Source organism: Bacillus sp. LQ01 (assembly GCF_057624735.1).
The window spans coordinates 63,418-81,675 of record NZ_JBYEZL010000001.1 but is presented as its reverse complement, the minus strand read 5'-3'; the positions used below and the strand labels follow the sequence as shown (position 1 = coordinate 81,675).

The following is an 18,258-nucleotide window of genomic DNA, read 5'->3' as shown; positions in this document are numbered from 1 at the left end:
GCTATCTTTCTGTACTATTATATTTTTTCGTTAACGATTGTAAAATGAAAAATATGCCGATGCAAGCTGTAAACCATGCCCAATTTCCTATTGGTGTCGAGTATTTGATCATTCCAATACCCACAAGCACTAAGAAAATAATCACCTGATATATGAGCTTCCACTTTTGCATATATTCCCTCCTTTACTTCGTCCCCTTCTTTTTCTTCTTCCAGGCATTCAAACTATCAAAGAAGAAGTTAATAAATAACGTTCCTAATCCTGCTAATAAAAACGTCATTAAGAATAAAACCCAAATACTTTTATCTTTTAATAAATAATATCCTACAAGGAGCACAACCGCGATCCATACATATTCAAGAATTCTTTTTAGCTTTTTCTGTTCCAAATTATTCGCTCCTTCTTTCTATGCTACTTTTAGTATAACAAAAAAGAAGCCTATCATGATAAGCTTCTTTTCTTCTCTCTTATTTGTTCATACTTTTTTCAACAAGTGAAATCGCATACTCTAATGTACGATTCATCGTTTCTACCTGTTCATCTTTTACTTGCACATCTTGTAATACAGCTTCTGCAACTGTAATTTTTTGTTGTAATGATTTCACTGAACCATCTGTTACATTTACAGCTTGCGCTTTCTTCACTACTGCTTTTGCAGATTCAATATTGATTTGTAATTTTTCTTTCGTTGTTTTTGGTTGTTCTTCTGCCACTTTTGATTGTACGAATGTTACATTAGCTGATTTTAATTCGTTATATGTTTGAATAATTTGTTCCCCAGTACTTCCTACATTTTCAAATGCTTGCTTTGCAATGTTATAGCTTTTCTCTAGTTCTTGAAATGCTTCCTTTGAATATTGACCTGGCTTATTACCAAATTCATACGTACCCGCTAACACTTCTTTTACTTTTCCAAGCTCTTCAAATAACGCAGTTACTTGCTCTAACTTCGTACGGTTAAAAAACTCATTGTACGCTGCTAATACTTCTGAAGAACTTAACGCTTTACTATATAATTTCGCAAGCACGATTTGTCCATTTAACGGAATACCACCATTTCCGTTACTATCAGGATCCGCTCCAAATGCAAATGGTACATTCGGATGATACACTTTCCCAGTAGCTGGCTGACTATTTACTTTTTTACCATCTACGTAAATTGCCACTTCGCTTCCGTTATACGTTCCTGTTAAATGATACGTTTTATTCGCTTCTAATTGAACTCCAACACGTTTATAGCTACCTTCAATGTGAGCCCATAATTCAACATATCCACTTCCTGTAGACTCAAATCCAATTCCGCCGCTCTCTGTATTTTGCAAGATGCCTTGTCCACGAATTTCATTCATTGAAAATACAGTTTCTAACGTAAACGTATTTGCTACTTTTTCTTTTTGTGCTGCTGAAAATGGAAGATATCCAAATGTATTTGCTTTTCCGTTTAACTTCATAACATTCTTCTTCAATGCTTTATCATATTCAATAGTCACATTGCCCTTCACATCACCTTTTGTACCAAATGGTGAATTGTCTTTAAATGTACCATCTGCAAAGTTTACATCGAAAACATCAGCTTTTGGTACTTTCACATTCGGGTCAATATTATCTTTTTTCGTAGTAATTTCCGCAGTTAACGGCTGCGCGGTTTCATTGCCGAATGAATCAATCGCAACTACTTCAAGTGTATATGCTTTCCCGCCATCTAATCCCGCAAGTGTAAATGTAAGATCTTTCGGCACTGGATCACGATAAAACTCTGAGAATGCTAACAAATTATTTTTTATTTCACCCGTTTGCTTATCTCTAGCCTGCACACGGTAAGAGTGAACAAGGAGGTTGTCCAATGCTTGCGGGAATGTTACTGTTGCCGCATTTTCTGTTACATTTGATACAGCAAGCTTTGCATCTTTAGCAAAGTAAGGCTTTTCTTTATCACGATCTTCTACATGTGTAAATGTTTCTTTCTTTGCTGGTAATTTAATTTTCCAAGGCTCGCCTGTCCAAGAATTCGTATGGAAATCACGGCGATTAATCGTCACTTCTTCTTCATCTACTTCTACTAATAAACCTTGGCTTAACGTACTAGCTCCTGGCGGGATATTCCCTTGTACTTTACCACCTTCAACTTCCATATAACTTACTGAAGATGTACCAACTGATGTAAAGTCTTTTTGATGTATCGATCTCGGATCATCTAACGGATAATGTGAATGACCTGAAAACGTAATAACTTGTGGATATTCTTTTAACACTGCATTAATTTTTGCGCTATCTTGTGTTCCCCATTCCTGACTACCGTACACTGTATCTTTAATATGTTGATGTAAAAATACAAAAATCGGTTTTTCTGGATCATCTTTTTGTGCTTTTGCCATTTCTTCTTTTAACCAATTAATTTGCTTGTCCGAATAATAACCATGTGTTGTTCCATTCTCTGGAGACATAACAAGGAAGTGATAACCTTTTACCACTTTATGATAATAAATTGATTCCATACCTGTTTTTTCTAAGAAACGCTTCTGTGCACCCTCTACGGATAAACCGTTCCAATAATCATGGTTACCGAGAGAATTCATTCGCACTGCATCTTTATTTGCATTTTCATTATACACTTGCATGAAACGATCATATTGCTGCACTGATCCTGTATCTGTGAAATCACCTACAATAACAAACGCATCTTGTTTCGGTGCTAATGTATTAAACTGTTCAATCGCTCTTTTCCAGCGAAACGTATCATCCGTTCCACTATTTTTAATATGCACATCACTTACAACTGGAAAAACTATCTTCTTCTCACTTGATGCCTTTTCTTGCTTTTTCTCTTCCGCCTTGACTGATGTACTCCACGGAAATGATACGAATGCTAATACAAAAACCATTAATAATCCAATAAGGCCTTTTACTTTTCGTAAATCAGTTCTGTCCACGTAAATCCTCCTCATATAATGAATTAATTACAATGGTTATTGTATCGAACACATATTAACTTCGTTTAAAGTGAAAATGAAATTTATTTAACTTTTGTAAATATACAGTCATTTTTCTGTAACATCCAACATTACTTGTATTATCTTATACAAGTACCTTGTGTCTAACAGACTCTTATTCATTATTATGATTTGGAAGCCTATTAAACAAACTTTCCTGAAATTTTTCGCCCCTTTATTAACACAACTATCGTTTTCCAACATTTAATAGTAATAAAAAGAAAGTATGAAGGGAGGAGCTACTAATGGCTTGTAAAAAAAATATCGGCTGTTATGCCCCTCTATCTATCATCTGCCCTCCCTATGATCCACCTAATCCACCAGAACCACCAGGCTGTGAATTAATTACAAATGAATTTGCCGGTAATTTTCTTATAACAAAAGAAATTCCACCACCTTCTGAAAATCCTACATTAATCTTATGGGAAGGAGATGGTGTAGTTAAAATATCTGGTACCATTTCTGTGTATAATAGTACTAGTAGTACTGCAGGAATTACCGTTCAAATTATCGGAAAGGTGACAAATACTTTTACAGTCTATCCTGGCAACACAATGTCATATACAGGTCAATCCTTACAATCTGTGGCTATCATTGATATTCCAAATAACCCAACCCGATATATGGAAGGAAAATATTGTTGTCAATTCTCATTTTGCTTATAAATTTCTTCACCACCTTAACTTACAAACTATATAAAAAAGCATACCACTTGGTATGCTTTTGCTTATGAAATTGGATAACGTACTGTCAGACATAATTGTCCTTGGCTTACTCCCGTTCCTGTTGTTACAATTTGAATTGTAGTAAAGTATCTTACTGTAAATGATCCACTGCTTTGTGGTTGTACAGTAATTGTATTCACCACTGTCGCTCCTACTAAAAAATTCACCGTAATTGGAGCTGTACCTACATCATATTTCACATAACCTGATGCATATAAATCTTGCGTAATATTATTCGTATACACTGTTTCAGTTACCGCACCAGTAGCAGCCCAATCTATACATACCTGATCTTGAACAAGTGTTTTACTGGAACAGCATGATAAGTTAGAATTGTACATCTTAGCCCTCTCCTTTTCTATTATGAAAGTGGATAACGTGTAGTTATACAAAACTCCCCTTGATATGTTCCAGCTGTTGCAGCAGGTAAAGTTACTTCAATTGTTACGAAACGACGGTACGTAAAAGCTATACTTGTTCCTGGGTTTAATGTTTGTGTATCAATTGTAGCGCCTGCTGCATCTAAAACTGTCAGTGTGATCGGAGCCGGTCCGACGTCATATCGAACAAACCCTGTTCCAATCATATTTTGATTAATATTATTGTTGTACAGTACATTCGTAATAGCAGTCGCCACTACAGTTCCTGACCACGGACTACACACTTTATCTTGCACATAATTTTTATCTGGACAACAAGTTAATGCTGACCCTGAGCACTCACAAGACATAGTTGTTTCCCCTCTCTCTTTTATATTCCCTATATGTGTATGTCCCCCAGAGTCTTTTGCCTGTACTATTCATCTATTTTCAAAAAATATTCAAATGACTAGATAGATTCCGTTTTGTTTCTTTTTTTCATATATTTATAGACAAAGATACTAGCAACAATAAGAATAACGCCTCCTAATATCGGTAGCATATATTGTCCAACAACATCCGCTGCTTTTTCCCAATGTGGACCTAATTTCATTCCAAAATAAACATACAAAGTCGTTAACGGGAACATTGCTACAAATGTATAAATACTAAATTTCCATATGTTCATTTTTGCCATACCACATGGAACAGAAATAAGCGTTCGCACTCCAGGTACAAAGCGTCCAACAAATGCTACAACTGGTCCATATTTCTCAAAGAAATCATCTGCTTTTTGAATTTGTTCTTCTTTAATAAAGAAGTATTTTCCGTATTTTATTAATAGCGGACGACCACCGTAATAACCGAGTGCATATAACGTTAAAGGTCCTGTCGTTCCACCAAGTGTCCCTGCTAATACAGCCAACCAAAAATTCATATCTCCCTCGTATACCCAATACCCAACCATAGGCAACACTACTTCTGCCGGAATAAATTCAAACGTTAATGCTAACACAACTCCAAAATAAGAAAACTGCTTTAAAAACTCGATTATATCTAAAATAATTTGCTCCATATTTTTAACTCCTATCCTACGTTTACGTTATGCTTTTCTTGTAATTGAACTGGCGCCATTTTTACAATTCGGTTCAAAATAAATAACACAACTCCAATATCATCTAAAATACCGATAAACGGTAGGAAGTCTGGAATTAAATCGAGCGGCATCGCTACATACCCAACTAAAAAAGCAACAGATAAAATTTTCTTCTTTATTGAAACCTCTTTTGAAGTAAAAAAGTCAAATAGGAATGGAACAAATCGGCGAACATGAAATACAACTCTTAATCTACTAATAAGTTTTTTCATTTTTATATCTCCTCTCTTTGTATACGAAAAGGACCCTACCAAATATGGTAAGGGTCCTCAAAAAGACAGAAAGGGGCCTTTACCATTGCTGGTAAAGGTCTCACTAACAACGAAACGTTGCCAATAAAGCCGAGGGTTTCTCCCTGTAATGACGACTTTATTGTAATAAGTTACTCCCCTTTATACACAATTTTATACACTCACATTAAAATATTTCAGAGGGCTTGTCAATATATTTTATATTCCAATCCCTTCCGTAAAAAACAAAAAACGTATAGGAAATTTCTTACTACCTCATAATATACATAACCATTTTTGAACGAAGGGAGATGTTTCATTTGCATACCGTCTGGAAAGGCGCACTTTCACTTGGACTATTAAATATAGGAATTAAACTATACAGTGCCGTAGAAGAAAACGACATAAAATTTTTAAGTCTCCATAAAGAATGCTTAACACCTATTAAATATAAAAAGTTCGCTCCCGATTGTACGGATGAAGAAATTGATGATAACGATATTGTAAAAGCCTATGAATACGCACCTCATAAATATATTATTATGGATGAAAAAGAATTAGCTGAATTACAACAAGCTCATGAACCACGATCCATTCGTATTATATCTTTTGTCCAAAATAACGAAATTGATTCTGTTCTTTATGATCGCTCTTATTTTATAGGACCTACCCCAGGACATGAAAAATCCTATTTATTATTAAAAGAAGCTCTTGAACGTACAAATAAACTTGGGCTTATTCATATTTCTATTAGAAAAAAACAACATTTAGCTATTATCCGTAACTTTGAAGATGGACTAATGTTACAAACCATCCACTACCCTAATGAAATTCGCGCTATAACAAATACACCTAACTTACCAAGTAACGAAAATTATCCTATACAAAAACAAGAACTCACCGCAGCAATTAATTTAATCCACCACCTTACAAATCCTTTTGAACAAGAAATGTATACAGATGAATATAAAGAAGCCCTTACCGAATTAATCGAGAATAAAATTGAACAACAGGAAAAAACTGAAACAATCTCTCCAACTCCGAACATCATTAATATTATGGAGACATTACAGGCAAGCATTGAACAAGCAAAAATAAAAAGAGACAATAAAACAGAAAAAGAGGCCAAATAAAATTGACCTCTTTTTCTTTAAAGCGGATTACATTTCGGCATTTCAAGTCCAGACGATTGAGCTAGTTTTAATAAGTAGTAACATTCCTCTCTTGCCATATGATCTGCCATTCTAGCCGATAATACACTTAATACTTCATTCGATAACTCGAGCTCTTCCACTTCATGTAAAAAATGCGAAAATAATTTCAATTCAAGTGAAACATCTTTCGTAAACTTCTTTAATGCTGGAAAATGATGAAGCTCCGTTCGTAAATACCCTGTCATTTCAACTGCCTTTAAGTAAAATTGTTCAAAATGCTTCGTAAATTCTTCGCTTTTCTCTTTTAATCTTTTTTCAACAAGATCTAATCCACCAGAAATAGAGCCTGCGTGACCAGCCGCATCCGTTAACCAAACGAGATGATAATGTAATTCATGAAAAACAGGCGGAACTTCCCCTTTCTTCAAAAACTCTAAAACTGCTATATACTCTTCCACTTCGTTTACCATATGATTAATAAAAGTTGGCGTAAAATGAATCGTAATTTTCCCTTCCAACTGCTTCTGTATAATATTTAATTTAAACGCCCGAATCTCCTTAGCGGCTTGTTCTGCCTCTTTTGAAAATGCCATCAGATTCACATTCCGAACTTTATTTAACAAATTCGTAAATGTTTCAACAAAGTAAGTAGCTTTTTTTATATCCTCTTTTTCCTTCGGAGCTAATGCATCCAGTAAAAATTGTGCATGATCAGTAAGTACTTTTAACCAAAATTGATGCTCAAACAACGCACTTTCTTCATAATTTCTCTCCACTAAATCCCCTCCGTCTATTCATCCTTCTCTATCACTTGAAGTTTATATCCATCCGGGTCTTGTACCACAATACTCTTCTCACTTTTGTTTTCTGTGTATGCGATTTTATAAAATACTAACCTCTTCTTTACATTCTCTATGTTAGAAATTGAAAACGTTAGAACATCAACTGAGTCCGTAACACTCTTCTCACGCCCGCCCAAACTGCGCTTCATAATAAAACTAATTCTCGTTGAGTCAGCATCATACCAAACCCCTGTTACATCTAATTGAGGTCTTTCTAAACTAGGTTTAATTCCTAAAATCCCTTCGTAAAAATACAAAGTTTCCTTTAAGTTTTTCACTTCCAATACAATGAATTGTTTCACATTCTCCACATTCATTCCCCCCGTACCTATTACTTTTTTATATGTGTCATAAATGCCTATTATGTCTGAATACAATACGTAGTAATGAACACTTAAGGAGGTTTATTCGTGAATAAATATATGAGATCATTCGTGCCCTATCATAGTTCTCTCGATCCCTGTCCTCCTATTGGAAAAAAATATTATTCTACTCCTCCTAATTTATTTTTAGGCTTTCAACCGCCAAACTTACCACAATTCACACCAAAAGAAGCACTACAAAAAGGGACTTTATGGCCTGTTTTTTATGACTATTATGAAAATCCTTATAAAAAAGGGCGGTGACTACTGTCGTGAATCAATCGCTACCAGAAGAATACTATAAACTTTTACTGGAGCTTCAAGAACTGGACTTTGTACTAGTTGAACTCACTCTTTATTTAGATACACATCCAGATGACACCGCTGCGATTAATCAATTTAATGACTTTTCCTATAAACGGAGAGTATTAAAACAAAAGATGGAAGAAAAATACGGACCACTCCAACAGTTTGGAAACAGCTATTCTAATGCCCCTTGGGAATGGAGCAAAGGTCCTTGGCCATGGCAAATATAAAGGAGAGAAACTATGTGGATTTATGAAAAGAAATTACAATACCCAGTTAAAGTGGGAACTTGCAATCCCGCACTTGCAAAATTATTAATCGAGCAATACGGTGGTGCAGATGGAGAATTAGCTGCTGCACTACGTTACTTAAATCAACGTTATACAATTCCTGATAAAGTCATTGGCCTACTTACTGATATTGGTACAGAAGAATTTGCTCACCTTGAAATGATTGCTACGATGGTTTATAAGCTGACGAAAGATGCGACCCCTGAACAAATGAAAGCTGCTGGTCTTGACCCTCATTACGCTGATCATGACAGTGCTCTTCATTACCATAACGCTGCTGGTGTTCCATTTACTGCAACCTATATACAGGCTAAAGGTGATCCAATTGCCGATCTATACGAGGATATTGCAGCTGAAGAAAAAGCACGAGCAACATATCAATGGCTCATTAACTTATCCGATGATCCAGATATAAATGATAGTCTACGCTTCTTACGTGAACGTGAAATCGTTCATTCACAACGTTTCCGAGAAGCGGTTGAAATTTTAAAAGAAGAACGCGATAGAAAAATATATTTTTAATACACGTATCCTAGCGATATGTGTTTTTTTACGTTAAAAGTTAAATCCTTCCTATTAAACATATAAATAGTATATTTATTCGATTTAATGCATTATTTTTTAATATTTTCAAAATTCCCTATTGCTTTCTAGTCATCAGACCTTTAAAATAATAACAGTTACTCGACAAATTGTTTGAATTTTCGACAAAAACACTCATTAGGAGGATTTTCTTTATATGCATACAACTTTAAAACCAGCGCAAATACTTTCGATTAGTTTATTACTATTCGCAGTTTTCTTCGGTGCTGGTAATATGATTTTCCCGCCCCTTCTCGGTCTTTCTTCCGGAGAAAATATGTGGGTTTCCATTACAGGTTTTATTATTACAGACGTCGGTTTATCTTTACTTGCTATCGTTGCTGTTGCCCTTGCTGGTGGTAGTTTTAACACTTTAGCGAGCCGTGTTCATCCAAAATTCGCAGCAGTATTCGCTATCATTATTTATCTTTCAATCGGCCCACTATTTGTTATTCCACGAACTGGATCTGTATCTTATGAAATCGGGATTGCACCACTTTTCCCAGATCAATGGTATTCTATGTTAGTTTTTAGTGCGATTTTCTTTACATTCGTTTACTTCTTATCATTAAATCCATCCAAGCTAGTAGATCATATCGGTAAAATATTAACGCCAATTTTACTTGTAATTATTGCAATTATGGCAACAAAAGCGATTCTTTCACCAGGGACGTTTGCAGAATCTATCGGTGACTATAAAGACATCCCGTTTTTCAAAGGATTTCTTGAAGGATTTTTAACGTTAGATGCAATTGGGGCTCTCGTACTATCAACAATTGTTGTAAATGCAATTCGTCAAAATGGTATACAAGAGAAGAAATCTATCGCAAAATATACAATCATTTGCGGAAGTATCGCTGCTCTATTCTTAACAATTGTTTACTTCTTACTCGGTTATATTGGAGCTTCAAACGGAAACTTAGGACAATTCGAAAACGGTGGGCAGCTATTAGCTACTGTTATGTATCAATTTTTTGGGACAAGCGGTAATATTTTATTAAGTATCGCCATTATCTTCGCTTGTTTAACAACGGCAATTGGTGTTGTAAGTGCATTTGCAAATTACTTCACAACAGTGCTAACAAATGTTTCATACAAAAAGCTTGTACTATACGTTTGTATCTTTAGTTTCGTTATTTCAAACTTAGGATTAAGCTTATTAATTAAAATTACTTTACCTGTATTAATTATTTTGTACCCAATTACGATCATTTTAGTTTTCGTATCATTTATCGATAAATATACGAAACGTAAACCTTCTGTCTACATTGGAGCGATGATCGCAGCGTTTATTATTAGCTGTATTCATGCACTTGATAATGTGGAAATGATACCAGATTTTATCGCTAATATCGTACACACCATTCCTTTTTATAACTTAGGAATTGGCTGGATCATTCCAGCAATAATCGGTGGTATAATTGGATACTTTATTCCGCAAACAGAAGCTGCAGGTGAAGTTTCTACAAAATAAAGAGAAGAAGCAAGCATGAAATCCATGCTTGCTTCTTCTTTCTCTTCACATCGTATGTTTAAAAGTAAATAACTCTTCTTTTGACTGCAAAGCAGATTGTTCCTCTTCTACATCTTTCCTCTTTCTCTCCCCTCCTAACCTTACTTTCAACATTGCCTCTTCTATACTTTTCACAATCATATTTCCTGAAAAAATAGTTAGCCCGAAAAATGTAATCGGGACGAGAGGAATCCATGGATGCACTGTTAATGATCTAAAGTATACTCCAATTAAACCTGACCATTCATGCGTATAAGATTCCACCTCTTTTATAGGTCCACCAAACGTAACAGTCCCACCAAAGAACACTTCAAGTAATCCTAAGTGCAGTAAAATAGTAAGACTCTGCGTAAACTGTTGAAGAAATACGAGTATAAAAGTCATATAGAGATGCGGAAAAAGATGTTTTATAACAATACGTCTTCTCGATCCGCCTAATATGCGCGCGGCATCAACAAATTCTTCCGTTCGCAATTTACGAACTTCCTTCGCAACATACAGTGCAATAACTGGCATTACAAGCAGTACAAGTAATACCACTTGAAACGAAGCCCTTTCAAAAAAGGTTGTTGTCTCCTCTCCGCTTCCAAATGCATTTGCAGATTGAAGAAAAAAATACGCAATCATAACTGTCGGAATAACTGTAAAACTATCAAAGAAAGCCTCAATTTTTGAAAATCCTCTTTTTATATACGTTCCGAGTACGACACCGAAAAACACACCTATCACCATTCTAAGTGCCGCAATTAAAATAGATATACCAATCGTCCACTTCGCGCCTTCAATGACTAAATGTAACAGGTCATACCCTTTCCGGTCTGTCCCGAGTAAAAATTGTAATGAAGGTGGAAACGGTGGCACTTGTGGATTTTCATCCACATCATATTGCAATGTAACTTGTCTAATATGTCCATCATTCCATAACGTATTTCCGATGCTCAAAAGAACTAATAGGAGAAGAAACCCAATGCTTATCCAAAATCTTTTATCACGTTTTATATACGTCCACATATTATAATCTCTCCTTCATCGCAGCCGGAATGAGATAATGAAACAATTTAAATAAAATAAAAATCGGAATATATATAAGAAGCACACTAACGATGAAAACCTCAACTCTAATACCGAAATACGATTTCAAAAACATAAAAATACCACCCGTATTAAAAATCCATTCTATAATATATAAATTAGATAACATAAAAAAGATATTCGTTTTCGCAAAGAATAATGTACTAAGCAACACATTTCGTAAAATATGACGATTTAAAATATGAAAGCGCCCCAGCCCTTTCGCCTTAGCAAATAGTACATAATCTTTTTCTAGTTCATTTTCAAAACGAAGCACGACCATTTTTACAAACATAATCGTAGTCGGGATGCTCAAGCACAATATTGGCAACCCTCTAATCGACTCGCCTCCAATTGAAGCAATTTGAAAAGGTAAAAAACCTGTTTGTTTAAAAAACCATACAACTAAAATTTGTGATACTAAAATAAGAAGGATATCTGGAATGGATTCTAGGAAGATGAGAAATGATTTAATTCGATGTTGTATACGCGGTGAACTACTCATAATTACATAAACAATACAAAATGCTACAAATAATGAAATAAAAAAAGCAGCTAAAAAAATAATAATCGTTTCTTTATAATGGACGAACAGCTGCGGAAATAAAAATTCACCTCTCACATATTGCAAATTGGAAATATCCATTAAGTTCACAAACACTTCTTTTAAACTCTGTATGTACTTTGATACATCCAGCTTAAATCCATAAAACAATTTCGGCAGAGCCCCTAACATAATAATCCCCAAAATCGAAATAATAAATTGAATTGTCACTTCCATCCCATTCAGAAAAACTTTTTTGACCACGTTTTCCCTTCTCTCTCTTTATATTTTACTCTCTAATTTTATTCTTAATTTTCTGAATTGTAAATATTTTAAACGTAAAAAATCACTAGGTTATGATCCTAGTGATTCTTTATGCGCATGCCTTTCTCTTTTCGCAAACGGCATATATAAAATAAAACATCCAATAAGTGCTGCGAGTTCTAATGAAATAATATAGTAAGGATGCGGTCCTAACATATCGAGTAATGAAGCTGTTTCTGGCTTATGAGCTAAAAACATATAATTACCACCTGTTTTATAATTCACAAACGAAACAAGCGGAATCAATATGTTTAAAAATATCATCGTACGCTTAATAGATTGCAAGGTCGGTCTATAGCCTTCCACCCAAGTCATAAAGAGTGGTGCCCAAATAAGCAATACATGCGCGATAAAATATTCAATGAAACGAAAATGCGGAAAAGCATATTGCAAATTTGGTGTTAAAATGGCTTGTGATGCACCAATAATTCCCGTAAAAAATACAATCTCATATATTCGATAACTTTTCGTTACAATCATAATCGACGCTAACAACAAACTAATTGTACATAACTCAAACGGTAATGAAGTAGCTAGCTCAAAAATCCCCGCTTTCCACTCCCACATATGAAGCCCAATTTCACTACCTATAAATAAAAATGCAATCGCATATCGAACCTTTATATTCCACTCATTTTGACGTAATAAATCTTGGTATTGATACAGAAAAAATATCCCCACCAACATAATAAATAATATAATGGCATGTTGCCTTGAGTATGGAATAAACGGTTTTAATGGATGCGCACTAAAATAAGCTTCCATCTTCCTTCCTCCTCTCCTTCATACAATATTATTGTAAGAAAGAAACAACGAGTCAATTCATTTGCTTACAATAGGACAACCTCTACCTTACATTTACATATTCATACCTTACAAAACTGTAAGGTTATTGTAAGCTAAAACGATTTGTCAGATTCTTCACCTCTTCTATACTTAATGTAGATACTAAAACGAACGAAAAGGTGATAAATAGATGAAAAAGAAAAATAAGGTGTTAATTACTAGTGTAGTAGCAATCGGAATTGCAGCTGGATCATACTTTGCATTTGCTGGGGGCGGTTCAGAAGTAGCAATGGCATATAGCGGATATAAAGTAACTGAAAAACAAATCCAAAACGCGCAAAAATTTGGTGGCGAAGTTATTCCAAATGGAATTGAAACTATTTCATTCGATCCAACAAAAGGAACATATGAATTAGCTGTAAAAAAAGGCGATGAAGTGAAAAAAGGTCAGCTTCTATTTAAATACAATGACCCGACTGCTAAACAAGGTGTAACAGAAGCAGAAATGCAAAAGAAAATCGCACAAAAAGAAGTAACGTTGTTCCAAAAACAAATTGATGCGGCGAAACAAAAATTACAAAAAGATAAAAATGCAGGCCTTCCCGCTGAAGCATTAAAAGCATCAGAAGCTGAAGTTGGGCAATTAGAATCACAACTTGAAATGAAAAAGTTTGAAGTTGAAAAAGCTGATGAAATGATTAAAGCAGCAAAAGAGAAAGTAAACACTCTTTCTGTAACAAGTCCTGCTGATGGCGTAATTGATGATATCGTAAAAACTGCTGACGAAAAAACAGGTATGAGCGGAATTACTCTTCGTCACGCTGGTCAATTTAAAGTAAAAGGTCAACTTTCTGAATATGAGCTTGCTAGTATGAAAGTTGGGCAAGAAGTAACTGTTTCATCAAAAACTGTCGCTGGTAAGACTTGGACAGGAAAAGTAACAGAAATCGGTTCTACACCATTAAAGAGCATGGATGAAAATAAAACTGTTTCTAACTATCAATTCATTGTCACATTAGATAATAGTGACGAATTACAAAACGGCTTCCATGTTTACGTAACAAGTAAATCTGGCGAAGCAACTGGTACAATTGTTCCGAAAAGCAGTATCGTGAAAAAAGGTGATAAAAATGTTGTCTTCGTTGTAAAAGACGGTAAGGCGAAAGAACAAGCAGTTACTGTTGAATTCGAGACTGATAGCGAAGCAAAAGTTTCTGGAGTGAAAAAAGGAGAGGAAATTATCTCTAAACCTGAAAAAGACTTAAAAGATGGTATGGAGGTTGTCGCCCAGTGATTAACTTAAAAGGCATCACGAAATCCTTCCAAAATGGTGCAGAATCCGTTCAAATATTACACGGAATTGACGTAACACTGAACCAAGGAGAATTCACTTCTATTATGGGACCTTCTGGTTCTGGTAAATCAACATTAATGAACATTATCGGTTGCTTAGATAAACCGACGACAGGTACGTACGAACTAGCCGGTCAAAATATTTCAAACATGACTGAAACAGAACTTGCACACGTACGTAATAAAGAGATCGGATTCGTATTCCAAAACTTCATGTTATTACCGAGACTTACAGCGCTTCAAAATGTAGAACTACCTCTTATTTACGCTGGAGTCGATAAAAAAGAAAGACGCGAGCGCTCATTAGCTGCTTTAACAAAAGTCGGTTTAGCTGATCGCGCTACTCACTTACCGAACGAATTATCAGGTGGACAAAAGCAGCGTGTCGCTGTTGCACGTGCAATCGTAAATAACCCAAAATTCATTTTAGCCGATGAACCGACGGGAGCACTTGATACAAAAACAAGCACACAAATTATGGACCTCTTTTACGAATTAAATAAACAAGGCTCAACAATTATTATGATTACCCATGACCGTGAAATCGGGGAAGCTGCAGCACGTCAAATTGTAATTCGTGACGGAAATATCGTCCAAGATTGGAGAGGTTAATTTTGAATACGAGTGAAAATATACGCATGGCCCTTTCCTCTATCTTTGCTCATAAAATGCGTTCTATTTTAACGATGTTAGGTATTATTATCGGTATTAGTGCCATTATTACTATCATTTCAATGGGTGATGGTACAAATGCAAAGTTTAAAAAAGAATTAGGCCAAGGAAAAGATAACGAAGTAACGATTTACTACAACAATCCTGATTACGGAACAGATAGTGCCAAAATCACACCTGATATGCTAAACCGTCTGCAAACTGTACCAGGCGTTAAAGATGTGTATCCAGACGTAAGTATGAAAGTAAAAGCATCTGCTGGTTCAAAAGATGTAAATCTTGATTTAAAAGGTGGAACAGGCGCCTTTATGACAGATTCGAAAATAAAATTAGTTCACGGTCGTGAATTAAATGACAGTGAACTAAACCAAGCAATCCCTGCTGTTATATTAAATGAAGAAGCTTTCAACAAATTATTTAGTAGTGGTTGGGAATCAAATCAATACACAGATATAAAAGGAAAGCCGTATAAAATAGTTGGTGTATACGAAACGAAAAACGACTTTGGAATGCCTATGCCTGAAGGTTATACATCACTTGAAAATGCGCCTGTCATTTCAGGAGTAAATGAGTATGACTCTGTAAGATTAACAATGACCTCTCCGACAGAACGTAAAAGTGTAGAAAAACAAGCCGTTTCTGTCTTAAACGAAATGAAAGCTCCTAAATTTGAGCACAAATTCGAAGCACAAGACTTAGGTGAATTTACGAAACAACTAGACGAATCAATTGGTATGATGAAAATGGTATTTGGTGGTATTGCTGCTATCTCCTTACTTGTTGGTGGTATCGGTGTAATGAACATCATGCTCGTATCTGTAACAGAACGTACACGGGAGATTGGTATTCGTAAAGCACTTGGTGCAACACGTGGTAAAGTATTAACACAATTCTTAATCGAATCTTGTATTTTAACAGGACTTGGTGGTTTCATCGGATTCATGCTGGGTATTTTCTTCGCTTGGATTGTCTCAATCTTTGCTGGATGGCCACTCGTTGTCTCAAAAGAACTTGGACTTCTTGCAGTAGGTATCTCAATGTTAATCGGTATTATATTCGGTTTACTACCAGCTAACAAAGCTGCCAAACTGGATCCAATTGAATGTTTACGATATGAATAAACAAAAACGTAGGAGTTTACACTCCTACGTTTTTTATTTATCTACTAAATTGAGTTTCTTCTATTATATATGTTTCACGTTACAACTATCATTCTAATACTCTTCATTATTTATAGGTACTAAGGCTATTATCTAATTCTATTATTGCAAAAATACTATGTAATAGACGAAAATCAAGGCGTAATTTTTTCCATACTTCGACTGATTTTGTAACAATTATATCGATATTTTATTAAATTTCACCTCATTTATATATTTTCACGCCTAAAAATATTATCGTTTTATAACTAAATTTCCATTCAAACAGTAAAATACGCTACTTTCGTAACGCTATAGATATCACTCAGAAATATTACTGTAACATTATTAACGTTAAAGTAATTGAAATACTACTCATTTTGTGTTTCATATGCCCTGATACGCCAAAAAACAACAAGGAAGCGCTATCAGGATATTTATGGAATTGTTACAGAATATTAATGCCCCGTTACGAAAGCTTTGTAATTTTATGTTTTTCGCAAATAAGAAAATAATGGTTGCTATAATGAGGTCAACGAAAACAAATGCAATGGAGGCTATTATGAAAAAATTTATGGGTATAGCAACAGCAGCGGTTTTTGGTCTTGGGATTTTCACAACATCTGCTAAAGCAGAAACAATCGTAACGACTGACGTACTAAACGTACGAGAAAACCCAACTACTGAATCAAAAGTTGTAGGAAAATTATTAGATGGATATAAAGTAAATGTTTTACATACAGAAAATGGTTGGTCAAAAGTTCAATTGAATAGCGGTAAAGAAGCTTTCATAAGCGCTGACTATACAAAAGACACTTACTACGTAACAGCAAACGTATTAAACGTACGTGCTGGAGCAAACACAGACTCAGAGATTCTTGGTAAGTTGAAAAAAGATGATGTAATTGAAACAACACACCAAGTACAAAATGATTGGATTCAATTTGAATATAACGGAAAAACAGCTTATGTTCATGTTCCTTACTTAACAGGTAAAGCACCAGTTAAAGTTCAACCAGTAGCTAAAGTTGAAAAAACGACTACAGTTCAAGATACAGCTAAAGTTCGTGAAGCGGCTAAAGCTCAGGAAGTAGCTGAAACTCAAGCAAAAGCTAAAGCTCAAGAAGCAACTAAAGCTCGTGAAGCGGCAGAAGCTCAAGCAGAAGTTAAAGCTCAGGAAGCAGCTAAAGCTCGTGAAGCAGCTAAGGCTCAAGCAGAAGCTAAAGCTCAGGCAGACGCTGAAGCTCAAGCAGAAACTAAAGCTCAAGAAGCGGCTAAAGCTCGTGAAGCAGCTAAAGCTCAGGAAGCAGCTGAAGCTCAAGCAGCGGCTAAAGCTCAAGAAGCAGCTAAGGCTCAAGCAGAAGCTAAAGCTCAGGCAGATGCTGAAGCTCGTGAAGCAGCTAAAGCTCAAGAGGCAGCAGCTGAAGCTCGTAAAGCAGCTAAGGCTCAAGAGGCAGCTGATCGTGAAGCAGCTAATAAAGTTCAAAAACCAGCTACACAACAACCTGTTGCAAAAGAAACTGAGAAAAACACACAATCTTCTTCTCGTGAATTCCAAGTTGTAGCAACAGCTTACACAGCAGATCCACTTGAAAATGGTTATAAAGCAGGCGACCAAGTAAAATCAGCTTTAGGTCATAACTTAACAGCTAATCCAAACATGAAACTTATTGCAGTTGATCCAAGTGTAATTCCATTAGGTTCAAAAGTATGGGTTGAAGGTTACGGAGTAGCAATCGCTGGTGATACTGGTGGAGCTATTAAAGGTAATAAAATCGACGTTTTAATGCCAGATAAAGGTACATCAAGTAGCTGGGGACGTAAAACAGTTACAGTTAAAGTATTAAACTAGTTAGTAAA

22 protein-coding genes are annotated in these 18,258 nt (G+C 35.3%); 10 read left to right on the top strand and 12 right to left on the bottom strand.

Annotation, left to right across the window (positions count from 1 at the left end; all coding sequences use genetic code 11):
- Position 1: 1 nt before the first annotated feature.
- From AC22L0_RS00515 to AC22L0_RS00505, 3 genes are all read right to left on the bottom strand, one after another.
- Positions 2–172 carry a hypothetical protein gene (locus AC22L0_RS00515; RefSeq protein WP_001174850.1) on the bottom strand — a complete coding sequence of 57 codons (171 nt, stop codon included), beginning with the start codon at positions 170–172 and terminating at the stop codon, positions 2–4.
- 12 nt (positions 173–184) lie between these two features.
- Positions 185–388 (bottom strand): hypothetical protein, encoded by a 204-nt coding sequence (locus AC22L0_RS00510; RefSeq protein WP_000435800.1) that lies wholly within the window; start codon positions 386–388, stop codon positions 185–187.
- A gap of 79 nt (positions 389–467) precedes the next feature.
- Complete coding sequence (locus tag AC22L0_RS00505) at positions 468–2,930, bottom strand: LamG-like jellyroll fold domain-containing protein (protein WP_487272081.1); 2,463 nt, start codon at positions 2,928–2,930, stop codon at positions 468–470.
- A 305-nt stretch (positions 2,931–3,235) separates the two neighbouring features.
- Here AC22L0_RS00505 and AC22L0_RS00500 point away from each other — a divergent pair, with 305 nt between their 5' ends.
- A complete protein-coding gene (locus tag AC22L0_RS00500) occupies positions 3,236–3,655 on the top strand; it encodes an S-Ena type endospore appendage (RefSeq protein ID WP_000752308.1) in 420 nt (139 codons plus the stop codon).
- A gap of 62 nt (positions 3,656–3,717) precedes the next feature.
- On the opposite strand, the gene AC22L0_RS00495 is transcribed toward AC22L0_RS00500, so the two are convergent.
- The 4 genes from AC22L0_RS00495 to AC22L0_RS00480 form a co-directional block, all read right to left on the bottom strand.
- Positions 3,718–4,056 (bottom strand): DUF3992 domain-containing protein, encoded by a 339-nt coding sequence (locus AC22L0_RS00495; protein ID WP_000282809.1) that lies wholly within the window; start codon positions 4,054–4,056, stop codon positions 3,718–3,720.
- A gap of 20 nt (positions 4,057–4,076) precedes the next feature.
- Positions 4,077–4,445 (bottom strand): DUF3992 domain-containing protein, encoded by a 369-nt coding sequence (locus tag AC22L0_RS00490; protein ID WP_001277547.1) that lies wholly within the window; start codon positions 4,443–4,445, stop codon positions 4,077–4,079.
- Positions 4,446–4,543: 98 nt separating this feature from the next.
- Entirely contained in the window at positions 4,544–5,149 is a 606-nt protein-coding gene (locus AC22L0_RS00485) for a DedA family protein (protein WP_000435017.1), read from the bottom strand.
- A gap of 11 nt (positions 5,150–5,160) precedes the next feature.
- Positions 5,161–5,442: a YkvA family protein gene (locus AC22L0_RS00480; RefSeq protein WP_000733854.1), complete on the bottom strand. Its 282-nt coding sequence runs from the start codon at positions 5,440–5,442 to the stop codon at positions 5,161–5,163.
- A 338-nt stretch (positions 5,443–5,780) separates the two neighbouring features.
- On the opposite strand from AC22L0_RS00480, the gene ku reads away from it, so the two are divergent.
- Complete coding sequence (gene ku, locus AC22L0_RS00475) at positions 5,781–6,593, top strand: non-homologous end joining protein Ku (protein WP_000557746.1); 813 nt, start codon at positions 5,781–5,783, stop codon at positions 6,591–6,593.
- A gap of 17 nt (positions 6,594–6,610) precedes the next feature.
- On the opposite strand, the gene AC22L0_RS00470 is transcribed toward ku, so the two are convergent.
- Positions 6,611–7,390, bottom strand: a complete 780-nt coding sequence (locus tag AC22L0_RS00470) for a DUF2935 domain-containing protein (RefSeq protein WP_000440974.1) — start codon at positions 7,388–7,390, stop codon at positions 6,611–6,613.
- Between the two features lie 14 nt (positions 7,391–7,404).
- A complete protein-coding gene (locus AC22L0_RS00465; RefSeq protein ID WP_044129442.1) occupies positions 7,405–7,773 on the bottom strand; it encodes a VOC family protein in 369 nt (122 codons plus the stop codon).
- A gap of 93 nt (positions 7,774–7,866) precedes the next feature.
- Here AC22L0_RS00465 and AC22L0_RS00460 point away from each other — a divergent pair, with 93 nt between their 5' ends.
- The 4 genes from AC22L0_RS00460 (at position 7,867) to brnQ2 (ending at position 10,470) form a co-directional block, all read left to right on the top strand.
- On the top strand, positions 7,867–8,082 hold the full coding sequence (locus AC22L0_RS00460) for a spore coat associated protein CotJA (RefSeq protein WP_087966318.1): 216 nt from the start codon (positions 7,867–7,869) through the stop codon (positions 8,080–8,082).
- A gap of 8 nt (positions 8,083–8,090) precedes the next feature.
- Positions 8,091–8,354, top strand: coding sequence for a spore coat protein CotJB (locus AC22L0_RS00455; RefSeq protein ID WP_001076509.1), 264 nt, complete (start codon positions 8,091–8,093; stop codon positions 8,352–8,354).
- 12 nt (positions 8,355–8,366) lie between these two features.
- Positions 8,367–8,936, top strand: coding sequence for a spore coat protein CotJC (gene cotJC / locus AC22L0_RS00450; protein ID WP_000265274.1), 570 nt, complete (start codon positions 8,367–8,369; stop codon positions 8,934–8,936).
- Positions 8,937–9,153: 217 nt separating this feature from the next.
- Complete coding sequence (gene brnQ2 / locus AC22L0_RS00445; protein WP_087966320.1) at positions 9,154–10,470, top strand: branched-chain amino acid transport system II carrier protein BrnQ2; 1,317 nt, start codon at positions 9,154–9,156, stop codon at positions 10,468–10,470.
- Between the two features lie 45 nt (positions 10,471–10,515).
- Here brnQ2 and AC22L0_RS00440 read toward each other — a convergent pair whose 3' ends face one another.
- From AC22L0_RS00440 to AC22L0_RS00430, 3 genes are all read right to left on the bottom strand, one after another.
- A complete protein-coding gene (locus AC22L0_RS00440; RefSeq protein WP_000269984.1) occupies positions 10,516–11,520 on the bottom strand; it encodes an ABC transporter permease in 1,005 nt (334 codons plus the stop codon).
- Between the two features lies 1 nt (position 11,521).
- The gene (locus tag AC22L0_RS00435; protein ID WP_140160726.1) at positions 11,522–12,388 is read right to left on the bottom strand and encodes an ABC transporter permease subunit; all 867 of its coding nucleotides are present in this window, start codon (positions 12,386–12,388) and stop codon (positions 11,522–11,524) included.
- Positions 12,389–12,478: 90 nt separating this feature from the next.
- Positions 12,479–13,213 carry a YwaF family protein gene (locus AC22L0_RS00430; protein WP_087966323.1) on the bottom strand — a complete coding sequence of 245 codons (735 nt, stop codon included), beginning with the start codon at positions 13,211–13,213 and terminating at the stop codon, positions 12,479–12,481.
- Positions 13,214–13,424: 211 nt separating this feature from the next.
- Here AC22L0_RS00430 and AC22L0_RS00425 point away from each other — a divergent pair, with 211 nt between their 5' ends.
- The 4 genes from AC22L0_RS00425 to entC all read left to right on the top strand — a co-directional run bounded on the left by AC22L0_RS00425 (position 13,425) and on the right by entC (position 18,250).
- Positions 13,425–14,528, top strand: coding sequence for an efflux RND transporter periplasmic adaptor subunit (locus AC22L0_RS00425; RefSeq protein WP_087966324.1), 1,104 nt, complete (start codon positions 13,425–13,427; stop codon positions 14,526–14,528).
- Complete coding sequence (locus AC22L0_RS00420; RefSeq protein WP_000609104.1) at positions 14,525–15,199, top strand: ABC transporter ATP-binding protein; 675 nt, start codon at positions 14,525–14,527, stop codon at positions 15,197–15,199. Before AC22L0_RS00425 ends, AC22L0_RS00420 begins: the two co-directional genes overlap by 4 nt.
- A gap of 26 nt (positions 15,200–15,225) precedes the next feature.
- A complete protein-coding gene (locus tag AC22L0_RS00415) occupies positions 15,226–16,380 on the top strand; it encodes an ABC transporter permease (protein ID WP_001986269.1) in 1,155 nt (384 codons plus the stop codon).
- 457 nt (positions 16,381–16,837) lie between these two features.
- The gene (gene entC / locus AC22L0_RS00410) at positions 16,838–18,250 is read left to right on the top strand and encodes a cell wall-binding protein EntC (protein ID WP_140160727.1); all 1,413 of its coding nucleotides are present in this window, start codon (positions 16,838–16,840) and stop codon (positions 18,248–18,250) included.
- Positions 18,251–18,258 lie beyond the last annotated feature (8 nt).

Excerpts from the sequence above, each read along its gene's own strand:
- AC22L0_RS00515 (WP_001174850.1), bottom strand. The coding sequence starts at position 172 with ATGCAAAAGTGGAAGCTCATATATCAGGTGATTATTTTCTTAGTGCTT.
- AC22L0_RS00500 (WP_000752308.1), top strand. The coding sequence starts at position 3,236 with ATGGCTTGTAAAAAAAATATCGGCTGTTATGCCCCTCTATCTATCATC.
- AC22L0_RS00495 (WP_000282809.1), bottom strand. The coding sequence starts at position 4,056 with ATGTACAATTCTAACTTATCATGCTGTTCCAGTAAAACACTTGTTCAA.
- AC22L0_RS00490 (WP_001277547.1), bottom strand. The coding sequence starts at position 4,445 with ATGTCTTGTGAGTGCTCAGGGTCAGCATTAACTTGTTGTCCAGATAAA.
- AC22L0_RS00485 (WP_000435017.1), bottom strand. The coding sequence starts at position 5,149 with ATGGAGCAAATTATTTTAGATATAATCGAGTTTTTAAAGCAGTTTTCT.
- AC22L0_RS00480 (WP_000733854.1), bottom strand. The coding sequence starts at position 5,442 with ATGAAAAAACTTATTAGTAGATTAAGAGTTGTATTTCATGTTCGCCGA.
- AC22L0_RS00465 (WP_044129442.1), bottom strand. The coding sequence starts at position 7,773 with ATGAATGTGGAGAATGTGAAACAATTCATTGTATTGGAAGTGAAAAAC.
- cotJC (WP_000265274.1), top strand. The coding sequence starts at position 8,367 with ATGTGGATTTATGAAAAGAAATTACAATACCCAGTTAAAGTGGGAACT.
- brnQ2 (WP_087966320.1), top strand. The coding sequence starts at position 9,154 with ATGCATACAACTTTAAAACCAGCGCAAATACTTTCGATTAGTTTATTA.
- AC22L0_RS00440 (WP_000269984.1), bottom strand. The coding sequence starts at position 11,520 with ATGTGGACGTATATAAAACGTGATAAAAGATTTTGGATAAGCATTGGG.
- AC22L0_RS00430 (WP_087966323.1), bottom strand. The coding sequence starts at position 13,213 with ATGGAAGCTTATTTTAGTGCGCATCCATTAAAACCGTTTATTCCATAC.
- AC22L0_RS00425 (WP_087966324.1), top strand. The coding sequence starts at position 13,425 with ATGAAAAAGAAAAATAAGGTGTTAATTACTAGTGTAGTAGCAATCGGA.
- AC22L0_RS00415 (WP_001986269.1), top strand. The coding sequence starts at position 15,226 with ATGGCCCTTTCCTCTATCTTTGCTCATAAAATGCGTTCTATTTTAACG.
- entC (WP_140160727.1), top strand. The coding sequence starts at position 16,838 with ATGGAATTGTTACAGAATATTAATGCCCCGTTACGAAAGCTTTGTAAT.